Source organism: Serratia sp. TSA_130.1 (assembly GCF_052691795.1).
This window is the reverse complement of the sequence record NZ_JBQZFS010000003.1, coordinates 285,345-311,968: the sequence shown is the minus strand read 5'-3', so window position 1 is coordinate 311,968 and position 26,624 is coordinate 285,345. Positions and strand designations below refer to the sequence as shown.

The 26,624-nt window shown below is 61.6% G+C and carries 25 protein-coding genes; 7 read left to right on the top strand and 18 right to left on the bottom strand.

Annotated features, from left to right (window positions below; translation table 11 throughout):
* Window positions 1-16: 16 nt before the first annotated feature.
* Window positions 17-535 carry an inosine/xanthosine triphosphatase gene (yjjX, locus tag ACUTQY_RS14590; RefSeq protein WP_033641807.1) on the top strand — a complete coding sequence of 173 codons (519 nt, stop codon included), beginning with the start codon at window positions 17-19 and terminating at the stop codon, window positions 533-535.
* 11 nt (window positions 536-546) lie between these two features.
* Here yjjX and trpR read toward each other — a convergent pair whose 3' ends face one another.
* On the bottom strand, window positions 547-876 hold the full coding sequence (trpR, locus tag ACUTQY_RS14585; RefSeq protein WP_016929152.1) for a trp operon repressor: 330 nt from the start codon (window positions 874-876) through the stop codon (window positions 547-549).
* Window positions 877-930: 54 nt separating this feature from the next.
* The gene (sltY, locus tag ACUTQY_RS14580; RefSeq protein WP_046688214.1) at window positions 931-2,859 is read right to left on the bottom strand and encodes a murein transglycosylase; all 1,929 of its coding nucleotides are present in this window, start codon (window positions 2,857-2,859) and stop codon (window positions 931-933) included.
* Window positions 2,860-3,491: 632 nt separating this feature from the next.
* Between sltY and ACUTQY_RS14575 the strand changes: the two genes are divergently transcribed.
* From ACUTQY_RS14575 to ettA, 4 genes are all read left to right on the top strand, one after another.
* A complete protein-coding gene (locus ACUTQY_RS14575; RefSeq protein WP_033651698.1) occupies window positions 3,492-4,103 on the top strand; it encodes a YfiR family protein in 612 nt (203 codons plus the stop codon).
* Complete coding sequence (locus ACUTQY_RS14570) at window positions 4,100-5,347, top strand: diguanylate cyclase domain-containing protein (protein WP_033641804.1); 1,248 nt, start codon at window positions 4,100-4,102, stop codon at window positions 5,345-5,347. Before ACUTQY_RS14575 ends, ACUTQY_RS14570 begins: the two co-directional genes overlap by 4 nt.
* A gap of 38 nt (window positions 5,348-5,385) precedes the next feature.
* On the top strand, window positions 5,386-5,883 hold the full coding sequence (locus ACUTQY_RS14565; RefSeq protein ID WP_033641803.1) for an OmpA family protein: 498 nt from the start codon (window positions 5,386-5,388) through the stop codon (window positions 5,881-5,883).
* A 142-nt stretch (window positions 5,884-6,025) separates the two neighbouring features.
* Complete coding sequence (gene ettA, locus ACUTQY_RS14560; protein ID WP_025159620.1) at window positions 6,026-7,693, top strand: energy-dependent translational throttle protein EttA; 1,668 nt, start codon at window positions 6,026-6,028, stop codon at window positions 7,691-7,693.
* 30 nt (window positions 7,694-7,723) lie between these two features.
* Here the strand turns inward: ettA and ACUTQY_RS14555 are convergent, their stop codons facing one another.
* Together ACUTQY_RS14555 and ACUTQY_RS14550 are read right to left on the bottom strand one after the other, a co-directional pair.
* Window positions 7,724-8,629 carry an AraC family transcriptional regulator gene (locus ACUTQY_RS14555; RefSeq protein WP_033651700.1) on the bottom strand — a complete coding sequence of 302 codons (906 nt, stop codon included), beginning with the start codon at window positions 8,627-8,629 and terminating at the stop codon, window positions 7,724-7,726.
* 107 nt (window positions 8,630-8,736) lie between these two features.
* Window positions 8,737-9,648, bottom strand: coding sequence for a LysR family transcriptional regulator (locus ACUTQY_RS14550; RefSeq protein ID WP_046688212.1), 912 nt, complete (start codon window positions 9,646-9,648; stop codon window positions 8,737-8,739).
* Between the two features lie 97 nt (window positions 9,649-9,745).
* On the opposite strand from ACUTQY_RS14550, the gene ACUTQY_RS14545 reads away from it, so the two are divergent.
* Window positions 9,746-10,747: a zinc-binding alcohol dehydrogenase family protein gene (locus ACUTQY_RS14545; RefSeq protein WP_033641800.1), complete on the top strand. Its 1,002-nt coding sequence runs from the start codon at window positions 9,746-9,748 to the stop codon at window positions 10,745-10,747.
* Between the two features lie 31 nt (window positions 10,748-10,778).
* On the opposite strand, the gene ACUTQY_RS14540 is transcribed toward ACUTQY_RS14545, so the two are convergent.
* The 4 genes from ACUTQY_RS14540 to serB form a co-directional block, all read right to left on the bottom strand.
* On the bottom strand, window positions 10,779-12,212 hold the full coding sequence (locus tag ACUTQY_RS14540; RefSeq protein ID WP_033651702.1) for a glycosyltransferase family 39 protein: 1,434 nt from the start codon (window positions 12,210-12,212) through the stop codon (window positions 10,779-10,781).
* A 133-nt stretch (window positions 12,213-12,345) separates the two neighbouring features.
* Window positions 12,346-13,620, bottom strand: coding sequence for a multifunctional transcriptional regulator/nicotinamide-nucleotide adenylyltransferase/ribosylnicotinamide kinase NadR (nadR, locus tag ACUTQY_RS14535; protein ID WP_033641798.1), 1,275 nt, complete (start codon window positions 13,618-13,620; stop codon window positions 12,346-12,348).
* Between the two features lie 58 nt (window positions 13,621-13,678).
* The gene (radA, locus tag ACUTQY_RS14530; protein WP_004933048.1) at window positions 13,679-15,064 is read right to left on the bottom strand and encodes a DNA repair protein RadA; all 1,386 of its coding nucleotides are present in this window, start codon (window positions 15,062-15,064) and stop codon (window positions 13,679-13,681) included.
* 19 nt (window positions 15,065-15,083) lie between these two features.
* Window positions 15,084-16,061: a phosphoserine phosphatase gene (gene serB / locus ACUTQY_RS14525; protein ID WP_042783658.1), complete on the bottom strand. Its 978-nt coding sequence runs from the start codon at window positions 16,059-16,061 to the stop codon at window positions 15,084-15,086.
* A 110-nt stretch (window positions 16,062-16,171) separates the two neighbouring features.
* Here serB and ACUTQY_RS14520 point away from each other — a divergent pair, with 110 nt between their 5' ends.
* Window positions 16,172-16,855 carry a YtjB family periplasmic protein gene (locus tag ACUTQY_RS14520; protein WP_033641796.1) on the top strand — a complete coding sequence of 228 codons (684 nt, stop codon included), beginning with the start codon at window positions 16,172-16,174 and terminating at the stop codon, window positions 16,853-16,855.
* A gap of 169 nt (window positions 16,856-17,024) precedes the next feature.
* On the opposite strand, the gene deoD is transcribed toward ACUTQY_RS14520, so the two are convergent.
* The 10 genes from deoD to osmY all read right to left on the bottom strand — a co-directional run bounded on the left by deoD (window position 17,025) and on the right by osmY (window position 26,443).
* Window positions 17,025-17,756: a purine-nucleoside phosphorylase gene (gene deoD / locus ACUTQY_RS14515; RefSeq protein ID WP_004933059.1), complete on the bottom strand. Its 732-nt coding sequence runs from the start codon at window positions 17,754-17,756 to the stop codon at window positions 17,025-17,027.
* Between the two features lie 166 nt (window positions 17,757-17,922).
* On the bottom strand, window positions 17,923-19,146 hold the full coding sequence (gene deoB / locus ACUTQY_RS14510; RefSeq protein WP_046688211.1) for a phosphopentomutase: 1,224 nt from the start codon (window positions 19,144-19,146) through the stop codon (window positions 17,923-17,925).
* A 193-nt stretch (window positions 19,147-19,339) separates the two neighbouring features.
* Window positions 19,340-20,665: a thymidine phosphorylase gene (gene deoA / locus ACUTQY_RS14505; protein ID WP_046688210.1), complete on the bottom strand. Its 1,326-nt coding sequence runs from the start codon at window positions 20,663-20,665 to the stop codon at window positions 19,340-19,342.
* Between the two features lie 66 nt (window positions 20,666-20,731).
* A complete protein-coding gene (deoC, locus tag ACUTQY_RS14500; protein WP_033641793.1) occupies window positions 20,732-21,511 on the bottom strand; it encodes a deoxyribose-phosphate aldolase in 780 nt (259 codons plus the stop codon).
* Window positions 21,512-21,881: 370 nt separating this feature from the next.
* Window positions 21,882-23,159, bottom strand: a complete 1,278-nt coding sequence (locus tag ACUTQY_RS14495) for a NupC/NupG family nucleoside CNT transporter (protein WP_004933076.1) — start codon at window positions 23,157-23,159, stop codon at window positions 21,882-21,884.
* 184 nt (window positions 23,160-23,343) lie between these two features.
* On the bottom strand, window positions 23,344-24,126 hold the full coding sequence (locus tag ACUTQY_RS14490; protein WP_046688209.1) for a TatD family hydrolase: 783 nt from the start codon (window positions 24,124-24,126) through the stop codon (window positions 23,344-23,346).
* Entirely contained in the window at window positions 24,123-25,241 is a 1,119-nt protein-coding gene (locus ACUTQY_RS14485; protein ID WP_033651706.1) for a patatin-like phospholipase family protein, read from the bottom strand. The genes ACUTQY_RS14490 and ACUTQY_RS14485 overlap by 4 nt, the downstream gene beginning before the upstream one ends.
* Window positions 25,242-25,251: 10 nt before the next feature.
* Complete coding sequence (locus ACUTQY_RS14480) at window positions 25,252-25,437, bottom strand: CsbD family protein (protein WP_004933086.1); 186 nt, start codon at window positions 25,435-25,437, stop codon at window positions 25,252-25,254.
* 68 nt (window positions 25,438-25,505) lie between these two features.
* The gene (locus ACUTQY_RS14475; protein WP_004933089.1) at window positions 25,506-25,667 is read right to left on the bottom strand and encodes a DUF1328 domain-containing protein; all 162 of its coding nucleotides are present in this window, start codon (window positions 25,665-25,667) and stop codon (window positions 25,506-25,508) included.
* Between the two features lie 161 nt (window positions 25,668-25,828).
* A complete protein-coding gene (gene osmY, locus ACUTQY_RS14470; RefSeq protein WP_033641790.1) occupies window positions 25,829-26,443 on the bottom strand; it encodes a molecular chaperone OsmY in 615 nt (204 codons plus the stop codon).
* Between the last annotated feature and the right edge of the window lie 181 nt (window positions 26,444-26,624).

Below are 26,624 nucleotides of genomic sequence, written 5' to 3'. Positions count from 1 at the left end.
GGATATCAAACCCGTTATGTACCATGTTGTCGCTGCAACTACCAACCCGGCAAAGATCAAGGCTATTCAATTGGCCTTCGATGACGTCTTCGGCGCAGGCCAATACCGCATTGAACCCGTCGACGTCGCCAGCGGCGTTTCGCTGCAGCCGATAGGCAATCACGAAACGCGCACCGGTGCGCGTCAACGCGTGATGGAAGCGCGCCAGGTCAGGCCCGAGGCCGATTTTTGGGTCGGCGTGGAAGCCGGGATTGAAGAGAATATGACCTTCGCCTGGATGACCATCGAGAACCCGTCCATCCGCGGTGAATCCCGCTCGGCGAGCCTGATGCTGCCGGAAGTCATCTTACAAGGTATTCGCGAAGGCCGCGAATTGGGCAGCGAAATGGCGACGATCACCGGCAACGCCGAGGTGAAGCGCCAGGGCGGCGCCATCGGCGTCTTCACCGACGGCCGGCTGAGCCGCACCAGCGTTTATCATCAGGCGCTGCTGCTGGCGCTGGTGCCGTTCCACAACGCCATCTATCAGCAATAACGCAGAGTCTGCTAGGGCGCGTCGTGCAGCAACTGCTGCTCAAGCCACTGTTTCAGCGCGGGTGAAGCCGCTTTCAGGCTGTTAGAACCGCGGGTGATGGTGGCGATCCCCGCGCCCAGTTCATTTTTCAGCTCGCGCTGGCTCATCTCGCCGCGCATCAGTTCCTGAATGATCCGCACCCGGGTGCCCAGCGCGGTGCGCTCGTCCGGCGTCAGCATCAATTGCAACAGCGGTTGATGCAGTTCTTGCGCAAACGAATTCTGCAGCAGCGCGACGAAGCGCAGCCAATCCTCATTGCCTTGTTCTGAAAGAGCGGGGTCGTTTAACGATAATTGCGTCATGGCAGCCACCATACTATTTAACTAGTACAGCAGCATACCATAGGGCCGTCAAAATCAATAACGTCTCTGCCACTCGGCGTCGGTCAGCACCTTGGCTGGCCGGTGCGTCAGATAGCGGTAAAACGCATCGTAAGCCAGCACGTTCTTGACGTAGCCGCGGGTTTCCGAGAACGGAATGCTTTCGATGAACGCTACCGGATCGATCCGCCCCGCGCTGTTGCCCAGCCAGGTGTTCACTCGCGACGGGCCGGCGTTATAAGCGGCGCTCGACAGAATGCGGTTGCGGCCGAACTGCTGATAGACCGACTCCAGATAGCTGGTGCCGATGGTGATGTTGGTCTGCGGATCGAACAATTGGCTCGGCCCGACATAGCCGGGAATGTTGTACATCTGCACCGTATGCTGCGCGGTGCGCGGCATGACCTGCATCAGGCCGGAGGCGCCGACCGGCGACTGCGCCTTCGGATTCCAGGCGCTCTCCTGACGCGCGATCGCCATCGCATAGCTGCTGGTGATCCCCTTGTCATCGGTGGCGCGGCGGAACTCCTGCGGCCAGGCGACCGGGAAACGCTCTTCCAGATGATCCCACAGCTTGCCGACGATGGTCGCCTGCACGCTCAGATCGGCCCATTTTTGCTCAAAGGCGTAACGCGCCAGCGCCTCTTGTTCAGGCCGGCTGCGGCTGGCGACATAGGAACCCCACTCGCTGCGGGCCAGGTTGTCCATATTCCAGTACATCAGCTCGCGCACTCGGGCCACTTCCGGCCCGTCGGTCAGCGACGCGCGCGGCTTGGCCGCCACCGCCACCATCACCGGATAGGTTGCGTTCAGCTTCTGCGCCGCCACCATCGGATAGAAGCCGCGTTCGGTCATCAGGTTGCGCAACATCTCCTCGCCTTCGGCGCGTTTGCCTTCGTCCATCAGCTGACTGGCGCGCCAGTAGCGCCACTCATCCTTGTTGCGCGACTCTTCCGGCAAGCGAGCCAGCCAGGTCGCGACGCCCTGCCGATCGCCGTTGCCCAGCGCCATGCGCACCCGGCGCTCCAGCAGCGAAGGCGAACGGCTGCGCAGAATCACCTGATCGCGCCACTGCGCCTGTTCATAGGTAGCGTCGCTGCCCATCAGGCGCCAGGCCACCGCCTCTTCCAGCCCCAGCCGCTCCTCGTCGCTCATTTTCTGCAGCCGCGCGAGCGTCGGGATCATCGCCCGCGCGTTTTCCACATCCTGCCGCGCCAGGCGCTCAAAGGCGATGCCGGTGGCGGCACGGGTAAAGTCGGTCGGCCCTACGCTGCGGGCGAAGGCTTCCACGGTGGTCGGATCGTTTTGCAAGCGCACCAGAGCGTTGCCCATGGTTTGATAGTCGGCCGGCAACTGGCTGTAGAGGTTGCTGACCAGCGAGCTGTTGCCCTCTTTCAGCGCCAGCTTCATGCGCGCCAGAATATCGAGCGGCGTTTGCTTGCCTGCGCCGCGCCAGACGCTGAACAGCCGATCGCAGGCGCCCGGCAGCGTTTTGCCGTTCAGCCACAGCTCGTCGGCGCCGCTCCAGGCCGCCTGCTGATCGCCGGTGGCCCACTTGGCGTAGTAATAGTTGCAGCGCGCCGCCACCGGTTTGGGCGGCTGCGGGCTGAAGGCCAACAGGGTACGCCAATCTTCGCGCCGCGCCAGTTCATTGACGAAGCGCGGCGCCAGCGATTTCGCCGGCGGTAGCGTCGGGTTGCGTTTGATAAAGTCGTTCACTTCGGAGAACCCCGCCTGACTCAGATCCTGAGTCAGCTCGCGGTATTCCAGATAAGGATAAAGCGGGTAATCGCGCAGCGTCGGCATCAGCTGCGCCACCACGTCCATCTGATTGCCGTCCCACGCCTGCTTGATCTGCTGGTAGCGCTGACGTTGCGCATCCAGAGAATCCGCCAGCGCCGCGCCCGAAAACGCCGTCAGGCACAGCCCCATCGCCAACAGCCGTCGCTTGTCCACCTTGACCATCCTCGCTCTTTCCTCACTGATTGTGCCGCGGGAGCCGCCCAGCTCCCCGGTAACCGCCGCGCCACGGCGCCGCAGAACAAAATAAAACCGGGCGCACGGCCCGGACGCAGATATCTACCATAGACAGCGCAATCGCTCATCCATTCAATACTGTAGAAGAAGAAGTGTATCGCCATGATCGGAGCCAGGTAAAAAACGTTTACTTTGGCTGACAAATCAGGGCGGCGGGATATTATCGCCGGCCGGATTTTTATTAGCCGCAACGGCGTTTATTGGAAAAGTAAAATACTTTCTAATTATTAGTTATCACATTATTGCATTTAAGAGATAGCGCCGACGTTGCGCAAATCGCCTGACAGCTGGCCAAACGCGCCAACTTTGCAGAAAAGCGGTGGCAAACCCGAGAGGGCATTTTTATACTATCAAAAATAAGTAGGATAATTCCGAGAAAACAGCACATAAAGCGCCCAACGAAGACATCTTATAATACAATCCGCGCCAATTATGGGTAGATAGTGTTCATTAGGCAGTGCGACTGACAGCTTTCAGCAAAACGATTGTCCCTTCAAGCGGGCCGGATTTTTACTTGTCGGGCCACGGCCTGCGGGCGGTGGATCAGGCCGGAATGGCGGGTGAAGATGGCGAGTAATACCGCGATAACGATGCGTTGCGCAAAAAGCCCCGTGCCGGGCTTCCTTGCCGCACGCCTGAATATCGGCCGCCTGTTGCTGATCGTTTTGTTGGCGCTGCTGACGTTGCCCGGGCCTGCGCGCGCCGCCGATGATCCCTATCAACAGCGCACGCACGCCGTGACGACCGTGGTGGTAGGCATCATCAGCTACGCCCGCTGGTCACGTGAACCCAATCCGATCCGGTTGTGCGTGACCGCACCCACCCAGTATGCCGAGGGGCTGTTCGATCCGATCCTGCTCAGCGCGCCGCGTCCGATTAAAACCGAACGCGTGCCGTTCGACAGCCCGACGCTGAGTACCGGCTGCGATGTCATCTATTTAGGGAACATCAACGCCGCGCAGAGACAAAATTTCATGCAGCGCATTTCCGGCAACTCCATTCTCAGCATCAGCGAGAACGATAGCGAATGCTCCGCCGGCAGCGCATTTTGCCTGCAGATCAACGGCGACCAGGCCGGCTTCAAGGTCAACCTGGACGCCCTGGCGCGCAGCGGCGTGCGCGTTCACCCCAACGTGCTGCAGCTGGCGCGCAAACAGGCGCCGCCGCTATGAGGCTGTTGCGTAGAAACCGTTCCGGCAATGCGCGCCCGACGTTGGGCCGGGTGCTGCAGCGGGTGCATCTTGGGCTGGCGTTGATCGCCGTCGGCACCGCCGGCATCTTTCTGACGCTGGTGGCGCTGTTCGCGCTGCGCGCCTATGCCAACCACAACCTGCACCTGATCGCGCGCTCCATCAGCTATACGGTTGAAGCGGCAGTGGTGTTTGGCGATCGCCCCTACATTCGCGAGGCGATGGTGCTGATCGCCGCCAAAGAAGAGGTGTCGGAGGCCAAAATTCTGAACAACGCCGGTGACGTGCTGGTCAGTTGGCATCGGCCCAAAGATGGCCCGCTGCACGGCATGGAGCAGGTTATCGCCCACTGGGCGCTGCCCGAGCCGGTCATCCTGCCTATCTCCCACGAGGGCAAACAGGTCGGCCAGGTCTGGCTGAGCGGCAACGGCGGCAGCCTGTTGCGTTTCCTGTTGCGCGGGCTGGTAGGCATGATCGCCTGCATGGTGCTCAGTACCCTGTGCGCCCTGGTGTTGTCGCGCCGCATGCTGGTCGGCATCGTCAGTTCGTTGGACGACATCGCCAACGTGGCGCATGCGGTGCGGCGAGATCGCACCTTCGGCCTGCGGGTGCCCTCGGCGCCGATCGCCGAGCTGCATGAGCTCAGCAATGATTTCAATGGCTTGCTCGATGAACTGGAGGCCTGGCAGGCCCATCTGAAGCAGGAAAACGACTCGCTGGCCCACCGGGCGACGCACGACAGCCTGACCGGCTTGCCGAACCGCGCCTTCTTCGAAGGCCGGCTGAGCCGCGCCCTGGGCGATATTGCGCCGCCGGCGAAATTGGCGGTGCTGTTTATCGACGGCGATCGCTTCAAGGAAGTGAACGACAGTTACGGTCACGCCGCGGGCGATGCGGTGCTGACCACCATTGCCGGACGCATTCGCGCGCAGCTGCGCGAAACCGATCTGGTCGCACGCCTGGGAGGAGATGAATTCGCCGTGCTGCTGGCGCCTGTGCACAGCACGGAAGATGTCTTGCAGATTGCCGACAACATCATCGATTGCATGACGCAACCGGTTATTTTACCGAACGACGAGACGATCATTACCTCTCTGAGTATCGGCATTGCGCTGTACCCTGATCACGCGTCGACGCCTCAGGGTCTTTTGCACGAAGCTGACGATGCGATGTATCAGGCAAAGCATCGTTATAACGGAGGCTGGCGGCTGGCTATACATAAATAAGAGCCCCGGCTATAACACTTGAACTAGGGATTTTGACTATGATACAGCAACTGTTTAAAGGTCGTTTTTCACTGCTGACGATGGCGTTCGTCGCCCTGCTGGCGCTCGCCGGTTGCCAGAGCAAGCCGCAAGGCCTGACGCCCGAGCAGGTTGCGCTGCTGCAATCGCAGGGCTTCAAACTGACCGACAACGGTTGGGAATTCGGCCTGTCGGATAAAGTGCTGTTCGGCAACAACATCGGCAAGCTGAACCCGGAAAGCACCGAGACGGTGCAGAAGATGGGCCGCGCGCTGCTGAGCGTCGGCATCACCAAGTTCCGTCTGGACGGCCATACCGACAACTACGGCGAAGACAGCTATAACGATCAGCTCTCCCTGCGCCGCGCCGATGCGGTCGCCGATCTGCTGGCCAGCGTCGGTATTCCGCGCGCCAATATCGAAACCCGCGGCATGGGCAAGCGCGATCCCGTCGCCGACAACCGCACCTCCAGCGGCCGCGCGGAAAACCGCCGCGTCGCGATCGTCGTCACGCCATAAGCCACCAATATGCGCCTTTATCGGCGCATAAACGGTTATACTTAGCGATCGCTGAGCGATGTCTGGGATCCAAGATCGAAACGGGCTACACTCATGCCGCCAGACATCCTATAAATACTGATATAGAGAGGCTTAGAGCAACGTGGCTCAATACGTCTATACCATGCACCGCGTCGGCAAAGTGGTACCGCCGAAGCGTCATATTTTGAAAAACATCTCCCTGAGCTTCTTCCCTGGGGCAAAAATCGGCGTACTGGGCCTGAACGGCGCCGGTAAGTCCACCCTGCTGCGCATCATGGCCGGCATCGATACCGATATCGAAGGGGAAGCGCGCCCGCAGCCGGGCATCAAGATCGGTTATCTGCCGCAGGAGCCGCAGCTTAACCTCGAACACACCGTGCGTGAGTCGGTGGAAGAAGCGCTGGCGGAAGTGGTCGGCGCGCTGAAACGCCTGGACGAAGTGTACGCGCTGTACGCGGAAGAAGGCGCAGACTTCGACAAGCTGGCCGCCGAACAGGGCCGCCTGGAAGAGATCATTCAGGCGCACGACGGTCACAACCTCAACGCGCAGCTGGAACGCGCTGCCGATGCGCTGCGCCTGCCGGACTGGGACGCCAAAATCGCCCATCTGTCCGGGGGTGAACGCCGCCGCGTCGCGCTGTGCCGCCTGCTGCTCGAAAAGCCGGACATGCTGCTGCTGGACGAACCGACCAACCACCTGGACGCCGAGTCCGTGGCCTGGCTGGAACGCTTCCTGCACGACTTCGAAGGCACCGTCGTGGCGATCACCCACGACCGCTACTTCCTGGATAACGTGGCCGGCTGGATCCTTGAACTGGACCGCGGCGAAGGCATTCCGTGGGAAGGCAACTACTCGTCCTGGCTGGAGCAGAAAGACGCGCGTCTGGCGCAGGAAGCGTCCGCCGAAGCCGCTCGTCGCAAGTCGATCGAGAAAGAGCTGGAGTGGGTGCGCCAGGGCGCCAAAGGCCGCCAGTCCAAAGGCAAGGCCCGTCTGGCCCGCTTTGAAGAGCTGAACAACACCGAATACCAAAAACGTAACGAAACCAACGAACTGTTCATTCCACCTGGCGCGCGCCTGGGCGATAAAGTGGTCGAAGTCAGCAACCTGCGCAAGTCTTACGGCGACCGCCTGCTGATCGACGACCTGTCGTTCTCGGTGCCGAAAGGGGCGATCGTCGGCATCATCGGCCCGAACGGCGCGGGTAAATCCACGCTGTTCCGCATGATGTCCGGTCAGGAGCAACCTGATTCCGGCAGCATCGTGCTGGGCGATACCGTCAAGCTGGCGTCCGTCGATCAGTTCCGCGACAGCATGGACGGTTCGAAAACCGTGTGGGAAGAGGTCTCCGGCGGGCAGGACATCATGCGCATCGGCAACACCGAGATGCCGAGCCGCGCCTATGTCGGCCGCTTCAACTTCAAGGGCGTCGATCAGGGTAAACGCGTGGGCGAGCTGTCCGGCGGTGAGCGTGGTCGTCTGCACCTGGCCAAGCTGCTGCAGGTTGGCGGCAACGTGCTGCTGCTCGATGAACCGACCAACGACCTGGATATCGAAACCCTGCGCGCGCTGGAAAACGCCCTGCTGGAATTCCCTGGCTGCGCCATGGTGATCTCGCACGACCGTTGGTTCCTCGACCGTATCGCCACCCACATCCTGGACTACCAGGACGAGGGCAAGGTGGAATTCTTCGAAGGCAACTTCACCGAGTACGAAGAGTACAAGAAGCGTACGCTGGGCGCCGATGCGCTCGAGCCGCACCGCATCAAGTACAAAAAGATCGCCAAGTAATCCCCAAGGCGCCGCATGCGGCGCCTTTTTTTATGCCCGCGTCCGGCGATAATCGCGCGGTGAGCACGCCATCACGCGCTTGAAAGCATGGCTGAACGCGCTGTCGGAATCGTACCCCAAACGTTGCGCGATGATGGATACCGGTTCAACGCCGGTACGCAGCGCCCGCGCAGCCAGCAACATGCGCCAACGCGACACATACTCAAGCGGCGCCATTCCCGCCTTCTGCTTGAAGCGCAGCGCCAACGTCGAACGGGAAACGCTCGCCGCATCGGCCAATGACGCCACCGTCCAGCGACGGGCAGGATCGGCGTGTACTGCCTGCATCGCGGCGCCGATGCGCGGATCAAACAAGGCGGGCAGCCAGCCGGAGGCCGCGCCCTCCTCCCCCGTCAGGTAAATCCGCAGCGCCTGGGTCAGCATGATCTGCCCCAGATGATGCGTCATCAGCGCGCTACCCGGCGAAGGCTTTAACAGCTCGTCCGCCAGCCGCTGCAACGCCCATTGCAACACGGCGGCCTCTTCGGTGCCGCCTCGGATCACCATCAACGCCGGCAAACTCCCCAACAACCGCTCCACTTCCTCACCGAAGGTAAAACTCCCGCCGATAAACAGGCAATCCTCCGCCTCGCCGCAGCTCGCCACGCCATTTTTCGCCTGCAGATAAAGTACGTCAGCATCGAGCGCCGGCAGCGACAGATCGCTGCCGACAGTGACCGGCAGGCTGCGGGTCAGCAGCAAGCAGTCGCCGGCCGCCAGCCGCAGCGGTTCGGCCAACCCTTCCGCCGCCAGCCAACAGCCGCCGCGCACCACCGCGTTGAATTTCCCGCTCTGCGGCGCAGGAAAATGAACGGCCCAGTCGCCGCCGGCCTTCAGGCCGCCGAAAAACGCATTCTGGCTGTTCAATGGCGCAAGCACTTCCGATAACGGATCCATACCCTCTCCCCCTAAGCCCCTTTCATGAGCATAGCCCGCGCCATGCTCCAGCCAAAGGTTTTAGGACGATGGCGACAGAAATTAGGCGTCTGCGTCATCTGCCAGGCCTACTCCCGCGTCAGCTCGCGCGCGTAGTCGTCAAACGCCGGGTGCTGCAATACCACATCGATGAAACAGGCCAGCGCCGGGGAATTCAGCTTGCGGCTCGGGTAAACCAGATACAGTTCATTCCCTTCTGCGCGCCAGGCCGGCAACACCTCCACCAACAGCTTCTGCGCCACCACCTCGCGGCTGAGAAACGCCGGCAGCAGCGTGATCCCCGCGCCAGCGATAGCGCATTCGCGCGCATACAGCAGATTGTCGGTGGTGTGCGCCAGCGGCAGCTGCCAGCGGTAATAATCGTCGCCGCAGCGCAGGTTCCAGGCCGTCCAGGCGCGGTGGGCAATGCAGCGATGCTGCTGCAGCTGCTGCGGGTGCTCGATCGGCGAGTGCCGCGCCAGATAGGACGGCGCAGCCAGCAGATAGCGCGGCGCATACCCGAGGTGGCGGCCGATCAGCGAAGAATCCTGCGGCTTGCCGGTGCGCAGCGCGGCGTCGAAGCCTTCCTGCACCAGATCCACCATGGCGTCGGATACCGACACCTCCAGCGATACGTCCGGGTACTGGCGCTGAAAATCCGCCGCCAGCCGCGCCACCAGGGTTGCCCCCAACCCGGCCGGCGTCGAGATGCGCAGGCGGCCGCTCGGGTTGTCGCGCAGCCGCTGCAGCGCCAGATCGGCCCGCTCGGCGGCGGACATCATCGCCTGGCAGTGTTCCAGATAGCGCTCGCCGGCGAAGGTCAGGTTCAGCTGGCGCGTGGTGCGGTTGAGCAAACGCAGCCCCAGCGTCTGTTCGAGCTGGCTGATGCGCTGACTGACGCTGGACTTCGGCAACCCGACACGCTGCGCGGCGGCGGTGAAGCTGCCGCACTCCGCCACCAGCGCGAACAGCGCCATGTCCTGCAGCTGTTTGAACTCCATTGTTCACCTCTGACGAACACTCAGTTAGATATTGTCCATCTTATCACCCCACTGCCGCGGGTCTACACTGGGGACATCATTTGAAAGGAGCACAATCATGTCGATAAAAGCCATTGCCGTAGACCCGCAGAACCCCGCCGGTTTCATCGAAATCTCACCGGAGATGCCGGTGCCCGGCCAGTACGATCTGCTGGTGGAAGTGAAAGCGGCCTCGGTCAACCCGGTGGATACCAAAGTGCACGCCGGTCTGCAGAAAAGCGGCCTGCAGCAGCCGCGCGTCCTCGGCTGGGACGCCAGCGGCGTCGTGCTGGACGTGGGCAGCGGTGTCAGCGGCTTCAAGCCCGGCGATGAAGTGTGGTACGCCGGCGATATCACCCGGCCCGGCAGCAACAGCAGCCACCAACTGATCGACTCTCGCATCGCCGCGCACAAACCGCGCAGCCTGAACTGGGCGGAGTCCGCCGCCATGCCGCTCACCGCCCTCACCGCCTGGGAGGCGCTGTTCGAGCACCTGAACATTCAGGATGCGCCGGAGCACAAGACGCTGCTGATCATCGGCGGCGCCGGCGGGGTCGGCTCGCTGGCCATTCCGCTGGCCGCGCTGCGCAGCAAGGTGAAAGTGATCGCCACCGCGTCCAGGCCGGAATCCGCCGCCTGGTGCCGCGAGCGGGGCGCCGACCTGGTGGTGGACTACCGCGATTTGAAGGGCAACCTGGCGCAACACGGCATCGAGCAGGTGGATTACATCCTCTGTCTGAACGATACCGACGGCCACTGGCCGGCGATGGCCGAACTGATCGCGCCGCTCGGCCATATCTGCACCATCGTCGAGAACGCGCAGCCGTTGGATCAAAACGCGCTGAAGCTGAAAAGCGCCGCGCTGCACTGGGAATTCATGTTCACCCGCAGCATGTTCACCACCCCGGACATCGCGCAGCAAGGCCGGATCCTGCAGCAGGTGGCGCAACTGCTGGACGACGGCAAACTGAGCACCACGCTGAGCGAAACCCTGCACGGGCTGTCGGTAGACACGCTGACCGCCGCGCACCAACAGCTGCTCGGCGGCCATATGCAAGGCAAGCTGGTTATCGCTTACTGAGTTCGCATCGCGGCGGTGCTCTGCGCCGCCGTTACTGCGGGCGAACGAAGCCGACGCACAGCACCTGCTCGTCGCTCTGCGGATCGGCGCGGAAGGTCAGCGTCTGCTGCCAGTCGAGGCGCATCTTCGGCCAGTGGGCCAGTTCGCCGCCGAAGTCGCTGTGTGCGCAGTCTTCACCCAACCGACCGAACAAGGCGACGCCATGCCGCGCAATCTGCGGATAGCTGATGTTGACGTTGTAGATGTTCGGCCGCGTATGATTGGACCAGCGCGTAATGGTTTGCGGCCGGGAACCGGCATACACCGTCATCCACTGCGACAGGTATTCGCCGCCGACATAACGCAGACTGACGCCATACCGCTCCTGCCACAGCTGCTCCACTCCAGCGCTGAACGCCTTGATGCCCACCATTTTCTGACCGGCATTGCGCACGTTGCCCAGCATCACCGCGGCATACCCCAGATAGACCGCCAGCGCCGCGCACATCAGCCCAATAGTCGCCGCCCGCAGCGAACGCACCGGCGGCTGACGCACGCAGCCGACCAGCAGCGCGGGGGCCAGCATGAAGAACGGCTGCAGCCACTCGGTCAAGCGGCCGCCGACGTTGAAGGAGAACCAGAAGGTGATGATGCCGAGCGGCAGCAGGTAGATCCACAGCAGCACCCGCATCGGCAAGGCTTTCGGCCAGGCCAGCACCGCCCCGCTGCGGCGCAGGATCCACCACAGCACCAGCGACGGATAGAACACCAGTAGCAGCGACTGCAGCATGTCGAGATTGAGCTGCATCTTGATCTGCGAATCCACCCACTTAAAGGCGGCGAAGTCGTGGTTCCACAGCCAGAATACGTTCGGCAACACCAGCGCCAGCCAGATCGCCACCGCCAGATAGAACTGCGGTTGGCGATAGCAGCGACGGATCTGCGGCACGAACAGCGTCGACAGCGCCGCGAAATAGACGAAGGCGAAGGTCGAATACTTCGCCATCATCGCCAGACCGGCGGCCAACGCGAAGGCCGGCCACCAGTTGGCCGAACGGGAAATCGCCATGTGGAAGAACAGCGCCATCCACGGCCACAGCATCACCAACAGGTAGTTGTCGTTGTAGGGAATGATGTCGAAATTGATGATGCCGGACAGGTTGAGCGTCAGCAGCGCCATCCAGGCCAGCGAAGTGCTGCCGCTCAGGCGTCGCGCCAACAGCCAGACGCCCAACATGCCGATGGCGATGGCGATGAAGTGCCCGCCGTACCAGTAAACGTTCAGCGGCAGCCACGACAGCCAGATCGCCGGCTGCATCGCCGCACCGACCAACCAAGGATTTTTCGGTGAGCCCCACTCGCCGTTGAGGCCCCAATTGAGCGCCTCGACGGCGTCGTAAGGCAGGGTAGGATCGAGATGAACGGTCAGCAGCGTCCAGGCTGCGGCATAGCAGATCAACCAGAGAGCGAGTAAGCGATAAGACATGTCTTCTTCTGAGCGTTATTGTAAAGAAAACCTTAACGTAGTCGCTACCGAATGAACCATGTTTAAACAGGCCTTTAAATGTGCGTCCGTGCGGCCGTTTCTGCCGCGCGATCGCACATTACGCTAATTTTTCTCAGCCTGCGGCGTGGCGCTGGGCGGGCGCATTCGCCAGCCGGCCGGCGTCCGCCGCCAGCAGCTGTTGCACCAGCTCGACACAGCGCAGGAAGCGCTCTTCGTAATCGCTAGACTCAACGTGCACGTACTCGATGTTGTTGGCGCGCAGCATCTCCTCCAGCAGGCGCTGGAACGCCAGGCGATCGGCGGTGCTGCCGAGACTGCGCAGGCCGTCCGCCACCCACGGCGTGTTGTTTTCCAGCAGGATCACCAGATCGAAGCGGTATTCGTCGATCAGCGCCTGCACGAAGGGATGCTCACGCCCTTCGTACTTTTTGCAAAACGCCTGGGTGGTGACGAAATCGGTATCGATAAACGCCACCTTGTTGGCGTACTTGACCGCGAAATCCACGTATTGCGCCTGCCCGAGGGCAATTTTGTCGTAGTCGGAGTACTGCAGCGCCATCTCGTCGCCGCCCAGGTGCGAGAACACGTAATCGCGGCCATATTCCCAGGCGCTGGTGGTGTTGAAGATGTTGGCCAGCTTGTTGACCAGCGTCGATTTGCCGCTCGACTCGCCGCCGAGGATCGCCACGGTGCGCACGAAGAACGGTTTCACCTCGGTCGGGATGTAATCCCAATAACGGAACGGATCCTGACGGATCTGATTGCCGCTGATGTTCATGAACGACCGTTCGGGATCGACCAAAATGGTTTCGATGCCCAGATGCTCGCGGTAGCGCGGCGCATCCTGCGCTTCGCTGGAATAGATGAAGCTCGGCACGATGCCTTTCTGTTCCATAAAGGCCTTCATGCCGTCGCTCCACACGTTCCAGCCGTGCGGGTACGGTTCGATGCCCTGCTCGTCGAACGAGTGGATATGGATGTTTTTCTGGTACTTGAAGGTCTGCAGCAGCCAGCGCAGGCGATCGCTGACCGTCGGCTGTTGCGACATCGAACTGTTCTCGAACAGCTCACGGTCGCGCGGCTCGTCGTGGCACAAGATAACGTGCAGCTCATCCACCTGGCTGCAGGCGCGCTGGATCAGATAGATGTGGCCGGTATGCAGCGGGTAAAATTTACCAAACACCACGCCGACTTTGACCTCTTTGCGCGGGAACTCAAGCCCGAGAAAACGGTGCAGCGCCTCGAGCTTTTGCGCGCTCGGGCTTTTGATCTTGTCGTTCAACAGCTGGCTGAGATAGCCTTTGGTCATGCCGCTGGCATCCGCCACCTGCTGCAACGTGCAGCCCTTTTGCTTGATGGACGTCTTCAGGTAATCAAATTGCGGCATGGCCACCTCCGTTTAATATGCTAAACAAAATAGCATATCTTTCTCGCCGTCGGCGACATTAATAAAACCCTTCCAGCACGTCCAGCGCGTCCGCCAGCTTCTTGACCCCGAACACCTGCATATTGGCCGGCGGCTTTTTCGGCATATTGCCGTGCGGCACGATGGCGCGTTTGAAACCGTGCTTGGCCGCTTCGGCGATCCGCTCCTGACCGCTCGGCACCGGACGGATCTCACCCGCCAACCCCACTTCGCCGAACACCACCAAATCGTTCGGCAGCGGCCGATCGCGCAGGCTTGAGACCAGCGACATCAGCAGCGCCAGATCGGCGCTGGTCTCGCTGACCTTCACCCCGCCGACCACGTTGACGAACACGTCCTGATCCGACATCTGCAGCCCGCCGTGCCGGTGCAGCACCGCCAGCAGGATCGCCAACCGGTTCTGCTCCAGCCCCACCGCCACGCGGCGCGGGTTGGACATCATCGAATGATCCACCAGCGCCTGGATCTCCACCAGCAGCGGCCGGGTGCCTTCCCACACCACCATCACCGAACTGCCGGAGGTAACTTCGTCGCCGCGGCTGAGGAAGATAGCCGAAGGGTTGCTCACTTCGCGCAGCCCCTGTTCGGTCATGGCGAACACCCCCAGCTCGTTGACCGCGCCGAAGCGGTTCTTGTGGCTGCGCAGGGTGCGGAAGCGGGAATCGGCGTCGCCGTCCAGCAGCACCGAACAGTCGATGCAGTGTTCCAGCACTTTCGGCCCGGCCAGCGAGCCGTCTTTGGTGACGTGGCCGACCATCACGATCGCCACGCCGCGCGTCTTGGCGAAGCGCGTCAGATAGGCGGCGGTTTCCCGCACCTGCGCCACGCTGCCCGGCGAAGACTGAATGTCCGCCATGTGCATCACCTGAATCGAGTCGATCACCATCAGCTTCGGCTGTTCCTGCTCGGCGATCAGGCAGATCTGCTCGATGCTGGTTTCCGACAGCATGTTCAGGCCGCCGGTCGGCAGCCCCAGACGGTGGGCGCGCATCGCCACCTGCTGCAGCGATTCCTCGCCGGTGACGTACAGGGTTTTCATCTGTTCGGACAGTTTGCACAGCACCTGCAGCAACAGGGTGCTCTTGCCGGCGCCGGGGTTGCCGCCGATCAGAATCGCGCTGCCGGGCACCACGCCGCCGCCCAGCACGCGATCGAACTCGAGAAAGCCGGTGGTGAAGCGCGGCAGCGCCTCAAGGCTGATTTCCGACAGCTTCTGCACTTTGCTGACGCCGGCGTCGCCGGCATAGCCGCTGAGGCGATCGTTGCGCGCCGCAGCGGGCGACGCGGCCAAACGCACTTCCGTGATGGTGTTCCAGGCATGGCAGGCGCTGCACTGCCCCTGCCAACGCGGATAGTCCGCCCCGCACTCATTGCACACAAATGCCCGTTTTGCCGCTTTTGCCACGTCTTACCTCAATCTTTCGTTATCGCACTTCGTGTTTCAGGCTGCCGGTGAGAATACACAGCACGCCCATCAAATCCGCATGCCGGATCGCCACCTGCGCTTTTTCATACACTTTCGGTTTGGCGTGGTAGGCGATGCCCAGCCCCGCCGCCTGCATCATTTTCAAATCGTTGGCGCCGTCGCCGATGGCCACGGTCTGCGCCAGCGGGATCTCCAGCTTCTCCGCCAGCCGCAGCAGCGTATCGGCTTTGAACTGCGCGTCCACCACCGGCCCCAGCACTTCGCCGGTCAGCTTGCCGTCGCGGATCTCCAGCTCGTTGGCCGCCGCCGCCACCAGCCGCAGCCGGTTGCGCAGGTATTCGGCGTAGTAGGTGAAGCCGCCGGAGGCGATCGCCACATGCCAGCCCATCGCCTGCAGCTTGCCCACCAGGCTGGTCAGCCCCGGCATCAGCGGCAGCTCGTCGCGCACCTGCTTAAGGATGTTGGCGTCGGCCCCTTTCAGCGTACCGACGCGCTGGCGCAGGCTGGCGGTAAAGTCCAGCTCGCCGCGCATCGCGCGTTCGGTCACTTCCGCCACCTGCTCGCCGACGCCCGCCAGCTTGGCGATCTCATCGATGCACTCGATCTCGATCGCCGTTGAATCCATGTCCATCACCAGCAGCCCCGGCGTGCGCAGGTGCGGGATTTTGCCGAGCGGCGCCACATCCAGCCCGCTCTCCGCCGCCAGCAGCTTGGCGCGCGGCGTCAAGGTGCCCGCCAGCCGCACCACCTGATAGTCGTCCACGCCCCAGGCGGTGACGATCACCATCGCCGCGCCCAGCTTGCGTTGGAATTGGGTAATGCGCGCCTTGTCCAGCGCCCTGCCATATAACAGCCACCCGGTATTGCCCGCCCGGTAGTCCAGCGGCATCACTTCGTCGCCGCTGAGCGAAAGGGGAAGACCCGGCCATTGAGAGATCTCCGCCGGAAGATCGCAATAGGTCAGACTGTTTGACATCATTGACTCCTGAATGGACAAAAACGCTGCATGATAAAACGACGCATCAAGCTATCCTATCGCCAGCGGTTCTGGCAACATAAAGTGTCCCCGATGCCCAAGGAACCTGCATGGCTCGCGCTAAACTGAAATTTCGCCTGCACCGCACCGCTATTATCCTGATTTGCCTGGCTTTGCTGGTGCTGCTGATGCAGGGCGCCTCTTATTTTAGCCTGAGTCACCAAATGGCGCGATCCGAGCAGGTGGAAGAGCTGGCGCAGACGCTGACCAAACAGGTCGCCTACAGCCTGGCGCCGCTGCTGGACGACGACGGCAACAATCCGCGCATCGACGCCATCCTCAAGCAGCTCACCGATCACAGCCGCATTCTCGACGTCAGCGTGTATCAGCTGGACGGCACGCTGGTCTCCCACGCCGGGGAACAGATAAGTATACGCGATCGCCTGTCGCTCGACGGCAAACGCGCCGGCAGCTACTTCAACCACCAGTTGGTCGAATCCATTCAGGGCAAAGACGGCCCGATCGGCTTTATCCGCATCACCCTCGACACCCACGTACTGGCGACCGAATCCAAGCAGGTGGACAACACCACCAACCTGCTGCGCCTGATGATCCTGCTGGCGCTGGCGATCGGCATCATTCTGGCGCGTACCCTGCTGCAACACCGCCGCAGCCGCTGGCAGCAGTCGCCCTACCTGTTGACCGCCAACACACCACTGGAAGAAGGCAATACGGTGGAAGACGATGAAGACGATGCGCCGGAGAAAAAACAGGAAGCGCCTAAGCAGGGGTAATTCAGGCCAAGCGTTGAATGCGTTCGTGCCGTTTTCTTGTCCTTTCGGTGAATAGATTGTCCGTAACAACGGGATCCACATCCAATTGAAAGGTAAAGCGTTAGCCAAAAACGGCCATGCGGAATGAATAGATTGACGGGCGGGCGCCATGACGACGCCCGCCGCGGTATTACGCTTTGTCGCCCAGCAGCACGGATTCCAGCGCGATAACGATCATTTCGTTAAAGGTGGTCTGGCGTTCCGCCGCCGTGGTCGCTTCGTGACGCAGGATGTGGTCGGACACGGTGCAGATGGTCAGCGCCTTACAGCCGAACTCTTCGTACAGCTCCGCCGCCACGCCGTAGATGCCGGCCGCTTCCATTTCCACGCCCAGGATGCCGTACTTCTTCATCACCTGGAACATATCCGGATCCGGGGTGTAGAACAGATCGGCGGAGAAGATGTTGCCCACGCGCGCCGGGATGCCCTGCGCCGCCGCCGCGTCGACCGCGTTGCGCACCATGTCGAAGTCGGCGATCGCCGCGTAGTCGTTGTCCTTGAAGCGCAGACGGTTCACCTTGGAGTCGGTGCACGCGCCCATGCCGATCACCACGTCGCGCAGTTTGATATCGTCACGCACCGCGCCGCAGGAACCCACGCGAATGATCTTCTTCACGCCGAATTCGGCGATCAGCTCGCGCGCGTAGATGGAGCAGGACGGAATGCCCATGCCGTGGCCCATTACGGAGATGCGGCGGCCTTTGTAGGTGCCGGTGAAACCCAACATGCCGCGCACGTTGTTCACTTCCACCGCGCCTTCCAGGAAGGTTTCGGCGATGTATTTTGCGCGCAGCGGGTCGCCCGGCATCAGTACTACGTCAGCGAAATCACCCATCTCAGCATTAATGTGCGGCGTAGCCATAATTTTCTTCCTTTAGAAATCTTATTTAATAGAAACGTCAAACATCTAAGCCTTGAATGTCGAGTTGCAGCCAGGCAGCTAGCGGGTGGATCCCCAGGCGCTTACTTGAGTAAGTGACTGGGGTTCACGCGTGAAGCTAACAACGCTGCGACTTGAAAGACAGGGCTTAGAACAGGGTCTTACCGTAATCCATCGGCGACAGGCCAAAGTAATTGGCGACGGTCTGGCCGATGTCGGCGAAAGTCTCGCGGTGGCCCAGCGAACCCGGTTTCACTTTCGGGCCGTAAACCAACACCGGGATATGCTCGCGGGTGTGATCGGTGCCCGGCCAGGTCGGGTCGCAGCCGTGGTCGGCGGTGAAGATGATGATGTCTTCGTCTTTCACCAGCTTCAGCAGTTCCGGCAGGCGGCGGTCGAACAGCTCCAGCGCGGCGGCGTAGCCCGCCACGTCGCGACGGTGACCGTAGGAGGAGTCGAAGTCCACGAAGTTGGTGAACACGATGGTGTTGTCGCCGGCCTTTTCCATTTCGATCAGGGTCGCGTCGAACAGCGCGTCGATGCCGGTCGCCTTCACCTTCTTGGTGATGCCGACGTTGGCATAGATGTCGGCGATTTTACCGATCGACACCACTTCGCCGCCCTTCTCGTCCACCAGCTTTTTCAGCACGGTCGGCGCCGGCGGCTCTACCGCCAGATCGTGGCGATTGCCGGTGCGCTGGAAGTGGCCCGGCTTGTCGCCGACGAACGGACGCGCGATCACGCGGCCGATGTTGTAACCGCCTTCGGTCAGCTCTTCACGCGCGATTTCGCACAGCTCATACAGGCGCTCCAGGCCGAAGGTCTCTTCGTGACAGGCGATCTGGAATACCGAGTCGGCGGAGGTGTAGAAAATCGGCTTGCCGGTTTTCATGTGCTCTTCACCCAACTGATCGAGGATCACGGTGCCGGATGAGTGGCAGTTGCCCAGGTAGCCCGGCAGATTGGCGCGCTCCACCAGCTTATCCAGCAGCGCCTGCGGGAAGCTGTTGTGCTCGTCCTTGAAGTAGCCCCAGTCGAACAGCACCGGCACGCCGGCGATTTCCCAGTGGCCAGACGGCGTGTCTTTACCGGAAGAGAGCTCGCTGGCGTAGCCGTAGGCGCCGATGATGTCGGCGTTGCGATCCAGCCCCTGCGGGAAGTTGCCGGTGGACTCTTCCGCCGCTTTGCCGAGGCCCAGACGGCTCAGGTTAGGCAGCGTCAGCGGGCCCTGACGGCCCACGTTGGCCTCACCGCGCGCGCAAACCTCGGCGATGTGGCCCAGGGTGTCGGAACCCTGATCGCCAAAACGTTCGGCGTCTTCGCTGGCGCCGATGCCGAAGGAGTCCAATACCATAATAAATGTGCGTTTCATCTGTGCTCTCCTGCGTGTTCTCACGCTATTGCGACCGCAAAACTGCAATCGCCCTTATTCTCTAAATTTATACCCAATGGATTTCAAGTTGTAGCTAGGCGGCTAGCGCGTGTATCCCCAGGAGCTTACTCAAGTAAGTGACTGGGGTGCACGCGTGCAGCCAACAACGCTACGGCTTGAAAGACGAGGGTCATCACGCTTGAGTGATGCGCTTATACACCACTGGCGTCGCCTCCGGCGCCTTGTCGCTCAGCGTCATTGCGCTGCGCACCGCATCGGCCGCCTGCTGCCAGCTCTCTTCATCGTTGGCATGGATCATCGCCAGCGGCTGCTGGGAATCCGCCGTATCGCCCAGGCGCGCCATCTCGGTCAGGCCGACGCTGTAATCGATGGCGTCGCTCGCCCGACGGCGGCCGCCGCCCAACGACACCACCGCCATGCCCAGCGCACGGGTATCCATGGCGCTGATGATGCCCGGCTTTTCAGCATACACCGGCTTGCTCAGCGTTGCCGCCGGCAGATAGCTATCGTAGCGTTCGACGAAGTCTATCGGACCCTGCTGCGCCGCCACCATGCGGCCAAACACCTCCGCCGCCTTGCCGTTGTCCAGCACCGCCTGCAGTTTGGCGCGCGCGTCGGCCTCGTCTTGCGCCAGGCCGCCGGACAGCAGCATTTCCACGCACAGCGCCAGCGTCACTTCCAGCAGGCGCGGGTTGCGGTATTCGCCGGTCAGGAAGCGCACCGCTTCGCGCACTTCCACCGCGTTGCCGGCGCTGGAGGCCAGCACCTGGTTCATGTCGGTCAGCAGCGCGGTGGTCTTGCAGCCCGCGCCGTTGGCCACGCCGACGATCGCCTGCGCCAAATCTTGCGACAGGGCATAGGTCGGCATAAAGGCGCCGGAGCCGACCTTCACGTCCATCACCAGCGCATCCAGCCCTTCCGCCAGCTTCTTGGCCAGAATGGAGGCGGTGATCAGCGGGATCGAATCCACGGTGGCGGTAATGTCGCGGGTGGCGTAGAAACGTTTGTCCGCCGGCGCCAGCGAGCTGGTCTGGCCGATGATCGCCACGCCGACGTCCTGAATGATTTTGCGGAAGGCGTTATCGTCCGGGAAAATATTGAAGCCCGGAATGGCTTCCAGTTTGTCCAGCGTGCCGCCGGTATGCCCCAGGCCGCGGCCGGAGATCATCGGCACATAGCCGCCGCAGGCCGCCACCATCGGACCGAGCATCAGCGAAGTCACGTCGCCCACGCCGCCGGTCGAGTGCTTGTCGACGATCGGGCCGTTCAGCGCCAAACTCTTCCAGTCCAGCACGGTGCCGGAATCGCGCATCGCCATGGTGAGCGCCACGCGCTCCGGCATGCTCATGTCATGGAAATAAATGGTCATCGCCAGCGCGGCGATCTGCCCTTCCGACACCACATTGTCGCGAATGCCGTTGATGAAAAAGCGGATTTCCGCTTCGCTTAACGGCTGGCCGTCGCGTTTTTTACGAATAATTTCTTGAGCCAGGAACAAGGCATCCCCCTGTGTCGCCGAGAGTCGGTGCAGACGGGCGCGCCTGGCGCCCGCCAACGAAATCGATCAGTAGCCGCCGCCGGCGGTCTGGGTTTGGTGGCCCAGCGCGGCCAGCAAGCTGGCCAGCAGGCTGGAAGCGCCAAAGCGGAAATGCCGCGCGTCGGCCCACCCTTCGCCCAGAATACGATCGGCAAGTTGCAGATAATGCAGCGCGTCTTCCGCGGTGCGCACGCCGCCGGCCGGCTTGAAGCCCACCGTCTTCGCCACGCCCATATCGCGGATCACTGACATCATCAGCTCGGCGCTCTCCAGGGTGGCGTTGACCGGCACCTTGCCGGTGGAGGTCTTGATAAAGTCGGCGCCGGCCTTGATGGCGATCTCGGACGCCTTGCGGATCAGATCGGCCTGCTTCAGCTCACCGGTTTCGATGATCACTTTCAGCAGCACGTTGGCCGCCTGGCAAGCCTGTTTGCACTGTTTCACCAGCTCGAAACCGACCTGTTCGTTGCCGGCGATCAGCGCGCGGTAAGGGAACACCACGTCCACTTCATCCGCCCCATAGGCGATGGCCGCGCGGGTTTCCGCCAGCGCGATGTCGATATCGTCGTTGCCATGCGGGAAGTTGGTCACGGTGGCGATACGGATGTCCGGCGTGCCTTGCTCGCGCAGCGCCTTACGCGCCACCGGGATAAAACGCGGGTAGATGCAGATGGCCGCCGTGTGGCCGGCCGGGCTGTTGGCCTGACGACAGAGGGCGATCACTTTCTCGTCGGTGTCATCATCGTTCAGCGTGGTTAAATCCATCAAGTTCAGCGCACGTTGCGCTGCTGCGGTTAATTCGGTCATAAAACTCTCCAACTGAGTACCTGGGTGTTGGCGAGCGGACTTGGTTCCATGAAGATAGCGCAGGGGAACGGCGTTCCCGCGGCGGCAACTGAGATCCTTCTCACCGCACATGGCCACCCGCCTTGCGGCCGGCCAGTAATAGCTATTTGAACACGAATGCCGGGGGCGATTCGCGTTCATCGTCACACTATATGAAATAGCACTGTAACAGACCGGAATTATATGTGAAGAACATCACAAAATAACGCGATATCGTTCACAAATTCGCTAAAGAAGCGGCTGAAGATCGCGGATGCGGCAAGCACCCGCGTTGCTTAGAGTATAGGCGGAGTCCCGCGATCGGTCGCGCCGACGCGGGCTCAGCGAGGGCTTACAGCGCCAGGAAGAAGCCGGCGATGGTGGCACTCATCAGGTTGGACAGCGTGCCCGCCGCCACGGCCTTCAGACCGAAACGCGCGATGTCATGGCGACGGTTGGGTGCCATGCTGCCCAAACCGCCCAGCAGGATCGCCACCGAGGAGAGGTTGGCAAAACCGCACAGCGCAAAGGAGATGATCGCCTTGGTGTGCGTTGACAGCACCTGCAGGCCTTCCGCCGCCACCACATCGTCCGGACGCAGATAGGCGCCGAAGTTCATATAGGCGACAAACTCATTGACGATGATCTTCTGGCCGATAAACGAACCGGCGGTCATCGCTTCACTCCACGGCACGCCAATCAGGAAGGCGATCGGCGAGAACACCCAGCCGAGGATCAGCTCGAGCGACAGCTGCGGGTAATCGAACCAGCCGCCGATGCCGCCGAGAATGCCGTTGAGCAAGGCGATCAGCGCGATAAACGCCAGCAGCATCGCGCCGACGTTCAGCGCCAGCTGCATGCCGGAAGCCGCGCCGGAAGCCGCCGCGTCGATCACGTTGGCAGGACGATCCTCTTCGGCGATCAGTTTCATCGCATCGTCTTTATCGTGGGTCTGCTCGGTTTCCGGCACCATCAGCTTGGCGAACAGCAGCCCGCCCGGCGCGGCCATGAAGGACGCGGCGATCAGGTATTCCAGCGGCACGCCCATCTGCGCGTATCCCGCCAGCACCGAACCGGCCACCGAAGCCAGGCCGCCGCACATCACGGCGAACAGTTCTGACTGGCTCATGGTGGCGATATACGGACGCACCACCAGCGGCGCTTCGGTCTGGCCGACGAAAATGTTGGCGGTCGCCGACAGCGATTCGGTGCGCGAGGTGCCCAGCAGCTTGTGCAGGCCGCCGCCCAGCACGCGGATCACCAACTGCATGATGCCGAGGTAGTACAGCACCGCAATCAGCGAGGAGAAGAACACGATCACCGGCAGGACGCGCAGCGCGAACACGAAGCCGCCGCCGCCGAACACCTCGAACATCTTGTCGGACACCAGCCCGCCGAAGATGAACGAAATGCCCTGATTGCCGTAAGCGATAACGTTTGCCACGCCGTTAGACATACTGCCGAGGATGCTGCGGCCCAGCGGCACGTACAGCACCAGCGCGCCGATACCGACCTGAATGATGAACGCCCACACCACGGTGCGCAGTTTGATGGCCCGACGGTTGCTGGAGAGCAGCACCGCAATGGCGATCAGCACCGCCATCCCGACCAGACTCATGATGAGTTGCATGCAAAGTTTCCCTGTTGCAAAAAATAAAATACATCCCTGCTCATGAAGAGAGGTCTGCTATTGGAGAGTTTCGGGGGGGATTATACTGAGCGAGGTCACCCTCGCACCGATTTATGTCACAAATGTATACAACGAGACGCAAATGAAAATCTTATAACGTGACGCAAGTCACGTTATGCAGACCTCAATTCGGCATGGCGAACAGCGCTTGGGTATTGCGTTGCAGGTGGGCGGCTATCACGTCGGCCGGTTCCGGCCGCAGTTCACACAGCGCGTGAAACACCTCGGCGGCGCGCTCGGGGCGGTTCGGCTGCCCCTGATAGCCGGCCAGCGGCATGTCCGGCGCATCGGTCTCCAGCAGCAGCGCCTCAAGCGGCAGCTGCGCCATCACGGCGCGCGTTTTCTGCGCCCGCTCATAGGTGATGGTGCCGCCCACGCCGATGTAATAGCCGAGGCGGATAAACGCCTGCGCCTGCGACAGGCTGCCGGCAAAGCCGTGCACCACGCCGCGGCGCGGCAGCTGCATGCGCCGCAGCGCGGCGGCCAGTTGGTCGTGGGTGCGGCGCGAATGCAGGATCACCGGCAGGTCATGCTGTTTCGCCAGCTTCAGTTGGGCCAGCAGCACGCTGTGCTGCCGCTCGAACTGTGGGTTATCCATATACAGATCGAGCCCGATCTCCCCCACCGCCACCAGCTTGTGCGGCCGTTCGGCCAGCAGCGCCGCCAACTGTTCCAACTGCGGCTCATGATGCTGCGCGATATACAGCGGGTGCAGCCCCAGTGCGGCGAACAGCGGCGCATGCTCCTGCGCCAGCCGCAACACCCGCGCGAAGCGATCGGCGGTGACCGTCGGGACGATGATGCGCTTTACGTCGGCGCTTGCCGCCCGCGCCAAGCTCTCGGCCTCATGCCCGGTAAAGGGCGGGAAATCGAAATGGCAGTGGGTGTCGGTAAAGGCGTAACTCACAGCGCGCCCCCTTCACCCGGCGGCAGATCGCCCGGCAGGATGATTTTCGGCGCCGCTACCGCCGCCTCCGGCTGCGCCGCCCGCTCGGTGGGCATGGCGATGTCGGTCACGATCGGCGAAGGCATTCTGACGTTCTCCGGCTGGATCAGGCGGCGCGACAACGCTTTTCGCACCTTCATGCCGTCGGGCTCCTGCTGCGCCATCCACTGGCCGACGGTGGCCAGGAAGTAGCGGCCGCAGCGGCGCCCCAGGTGATAATCCTGATTGAGCGCCCCCAATCGGCTGCCCAGCGCATTGCTGGCCAGCGGCTTCGGCGGGAAGATCTCGAAGATGCGCAGCTTGCCCGGCGGCTTTTCGATAAAGCGCTGGATGCGGTGATAGCTTTGCTCGTGATGCTGCAGGATGCGCACCATCTGCTGCAGGCTGCTGTCGCTCAGCCAATGCTCCATGCGCTTCATCCACTGCGGGGTGTAGTACATTTGCGAAGGCACGGTGCGGATCACCACGATGGTGTCGGCGCCGCGGCGATAGGCCTCTTCCACCGGGATCGCATCGCTGATGCCGCCGTCCTGATAGCTGACGCCGTCCAACTCCACGCCCTGACGGTAGAAGCCGGGAATGGCGCTGGACGCCTTGATGGCCGGCAGCCAGCGTTCGCGCTGCGCCGGCAGATAGGTCGGTTCGAAATCGTCGCTGCGGCAGGCGCACAGCAGGAATTCGCGCCCGTCGGTAAAGTGCTGTTCCGCCACGTCCATCGCCAGTGGCATCTGCGCCGCCGCCGTATCAACCAGCCAATCGAGATCGATCAGATGCCCGCCGCGCACGAAGCGCAGCGGATTGAAGAACTGTGCCGAAGTGGTGTAACGGGTGATCACCCGGCGCGCGTAGCCCATCTGCCCGCAGATATAGGCAGACAGATTCTGAGCGCCGGCCGATGTGCCGATCAGCAGATCGAAAGGGTTAAAGCCCGCGCGCTGAAACTCGTCCAGCACGCCGGCGGTGAAAATGCCGCGCTGGCCGCCGCCTTCGCAGACCAACGCCATTTTTCCTGGTCGAAAAGGTTTAGACGCCAGCGGTTCTATATTGCCGAGCGTGATGGGTATTCTGTATCCCAACTTGGCATCCTCAGTGAGACGTTTTCTCCGAGGATACCGCGTCTCGCTCTCTTCCGTAATCCTCTTGCAGCACGCCGACGAGGAAATCATTGCTGCCGGCCAACCAGGCACCATCGCTGCCGGACCATTCGGCCCAAGCCTGCCATACCTGACCTTTCAGCTGTTTCCAGCGCCCGACGATGATGTCGCTGTTCATGGCCGGCCCTCCCCGACGTGAGAAAAGGAATTAAGCTTTGTTACAGTTTGCAGGAAAATGCCGGCCGGCTAAGGGCGCCGACGGCCGGTGAACAGACTGACCAGGAACAGGATGATGCCGACAACGAACACGACTTTGGCGGCCCAGGCGGCGGTGCCCGCCAGCGAACCGAACCCCAGTGCCGCAGCGATAAGCGCGATGACTAAAAAGATAATGCCCCAACGAAACATAAGCTTCTCCTTACCATTGTGAAAAAATTCGCTGCCGTCTACCGCCCCGACAACGGGACATCGACGGCAAATCAGTTTCTTTTTTTGGTGGTACACGTCGGGCCGCCTTGACGGCCCGACAGATGCGGCTTGTTGTTACTTGTTACGGGCGCCTGGCGGGATTACTGCTTGACCACCAGGTCGTTTTTCACGCTTTTCACGCCGTCGATAGCCTTGGCGATGCTTTCGGCACGCTCAGACTGCGCCTGCGTTTTCACTTCACCGGAAAGCTGCACCACGCCATCGGTGGTTTCCACTTTCACATTGCGCGACGGCACGATGTCATCGGCCAGCAGCTTGGCTTTCAGCTCGCTGGTGGTGGCGGTGTCGCCGGCATACGATTTGATCGACTGGTTGGCTTCATCTTTCACGTGCAGCTTGTCGCTGACGGTTTTGACGCCTTCCACCTTGCCGGCAACCGCAACCGCATGCTCCGCCTGCGCCTGGCTGCCGACAAACCCGCTCAGGATCACGGTGCCTTTTTCGGTTTTCACCGAAATGTCAGTGCTTTTGATGCTCTTATCGTCCACCAATGCACTTTTAACTTTAGCCGTTATCGCGCTGTCATCCATGTAACCGTCAACTTTTTTCATGGAGCTATCGATTTTGGCACCGGCACTGTCCGCGGCGTTAGACGCCTTGTTGAGCAGACTGTCTTCGGCCAGCGCAGTGCCGCTCACCAAAGCAGAACCCAAAACAACAGCCATCAGCGAGTGTGCAAATTTGGTCTTTTTCATCGATCTCTTCCTTTTGTTGGGGGCCCCAGCGCCAGAGCGCCGGAACCCTTCAGCCGCCTTCACGCGGCCTCTCGGTAAATACTTCATCATCGCTATACGATTAAGCGTTCACGACAGGAATATTGCAACCGCCGTGCCAACTCCATAAACACCTTAAAAATCAAACAAAAAAAGCGTTGAG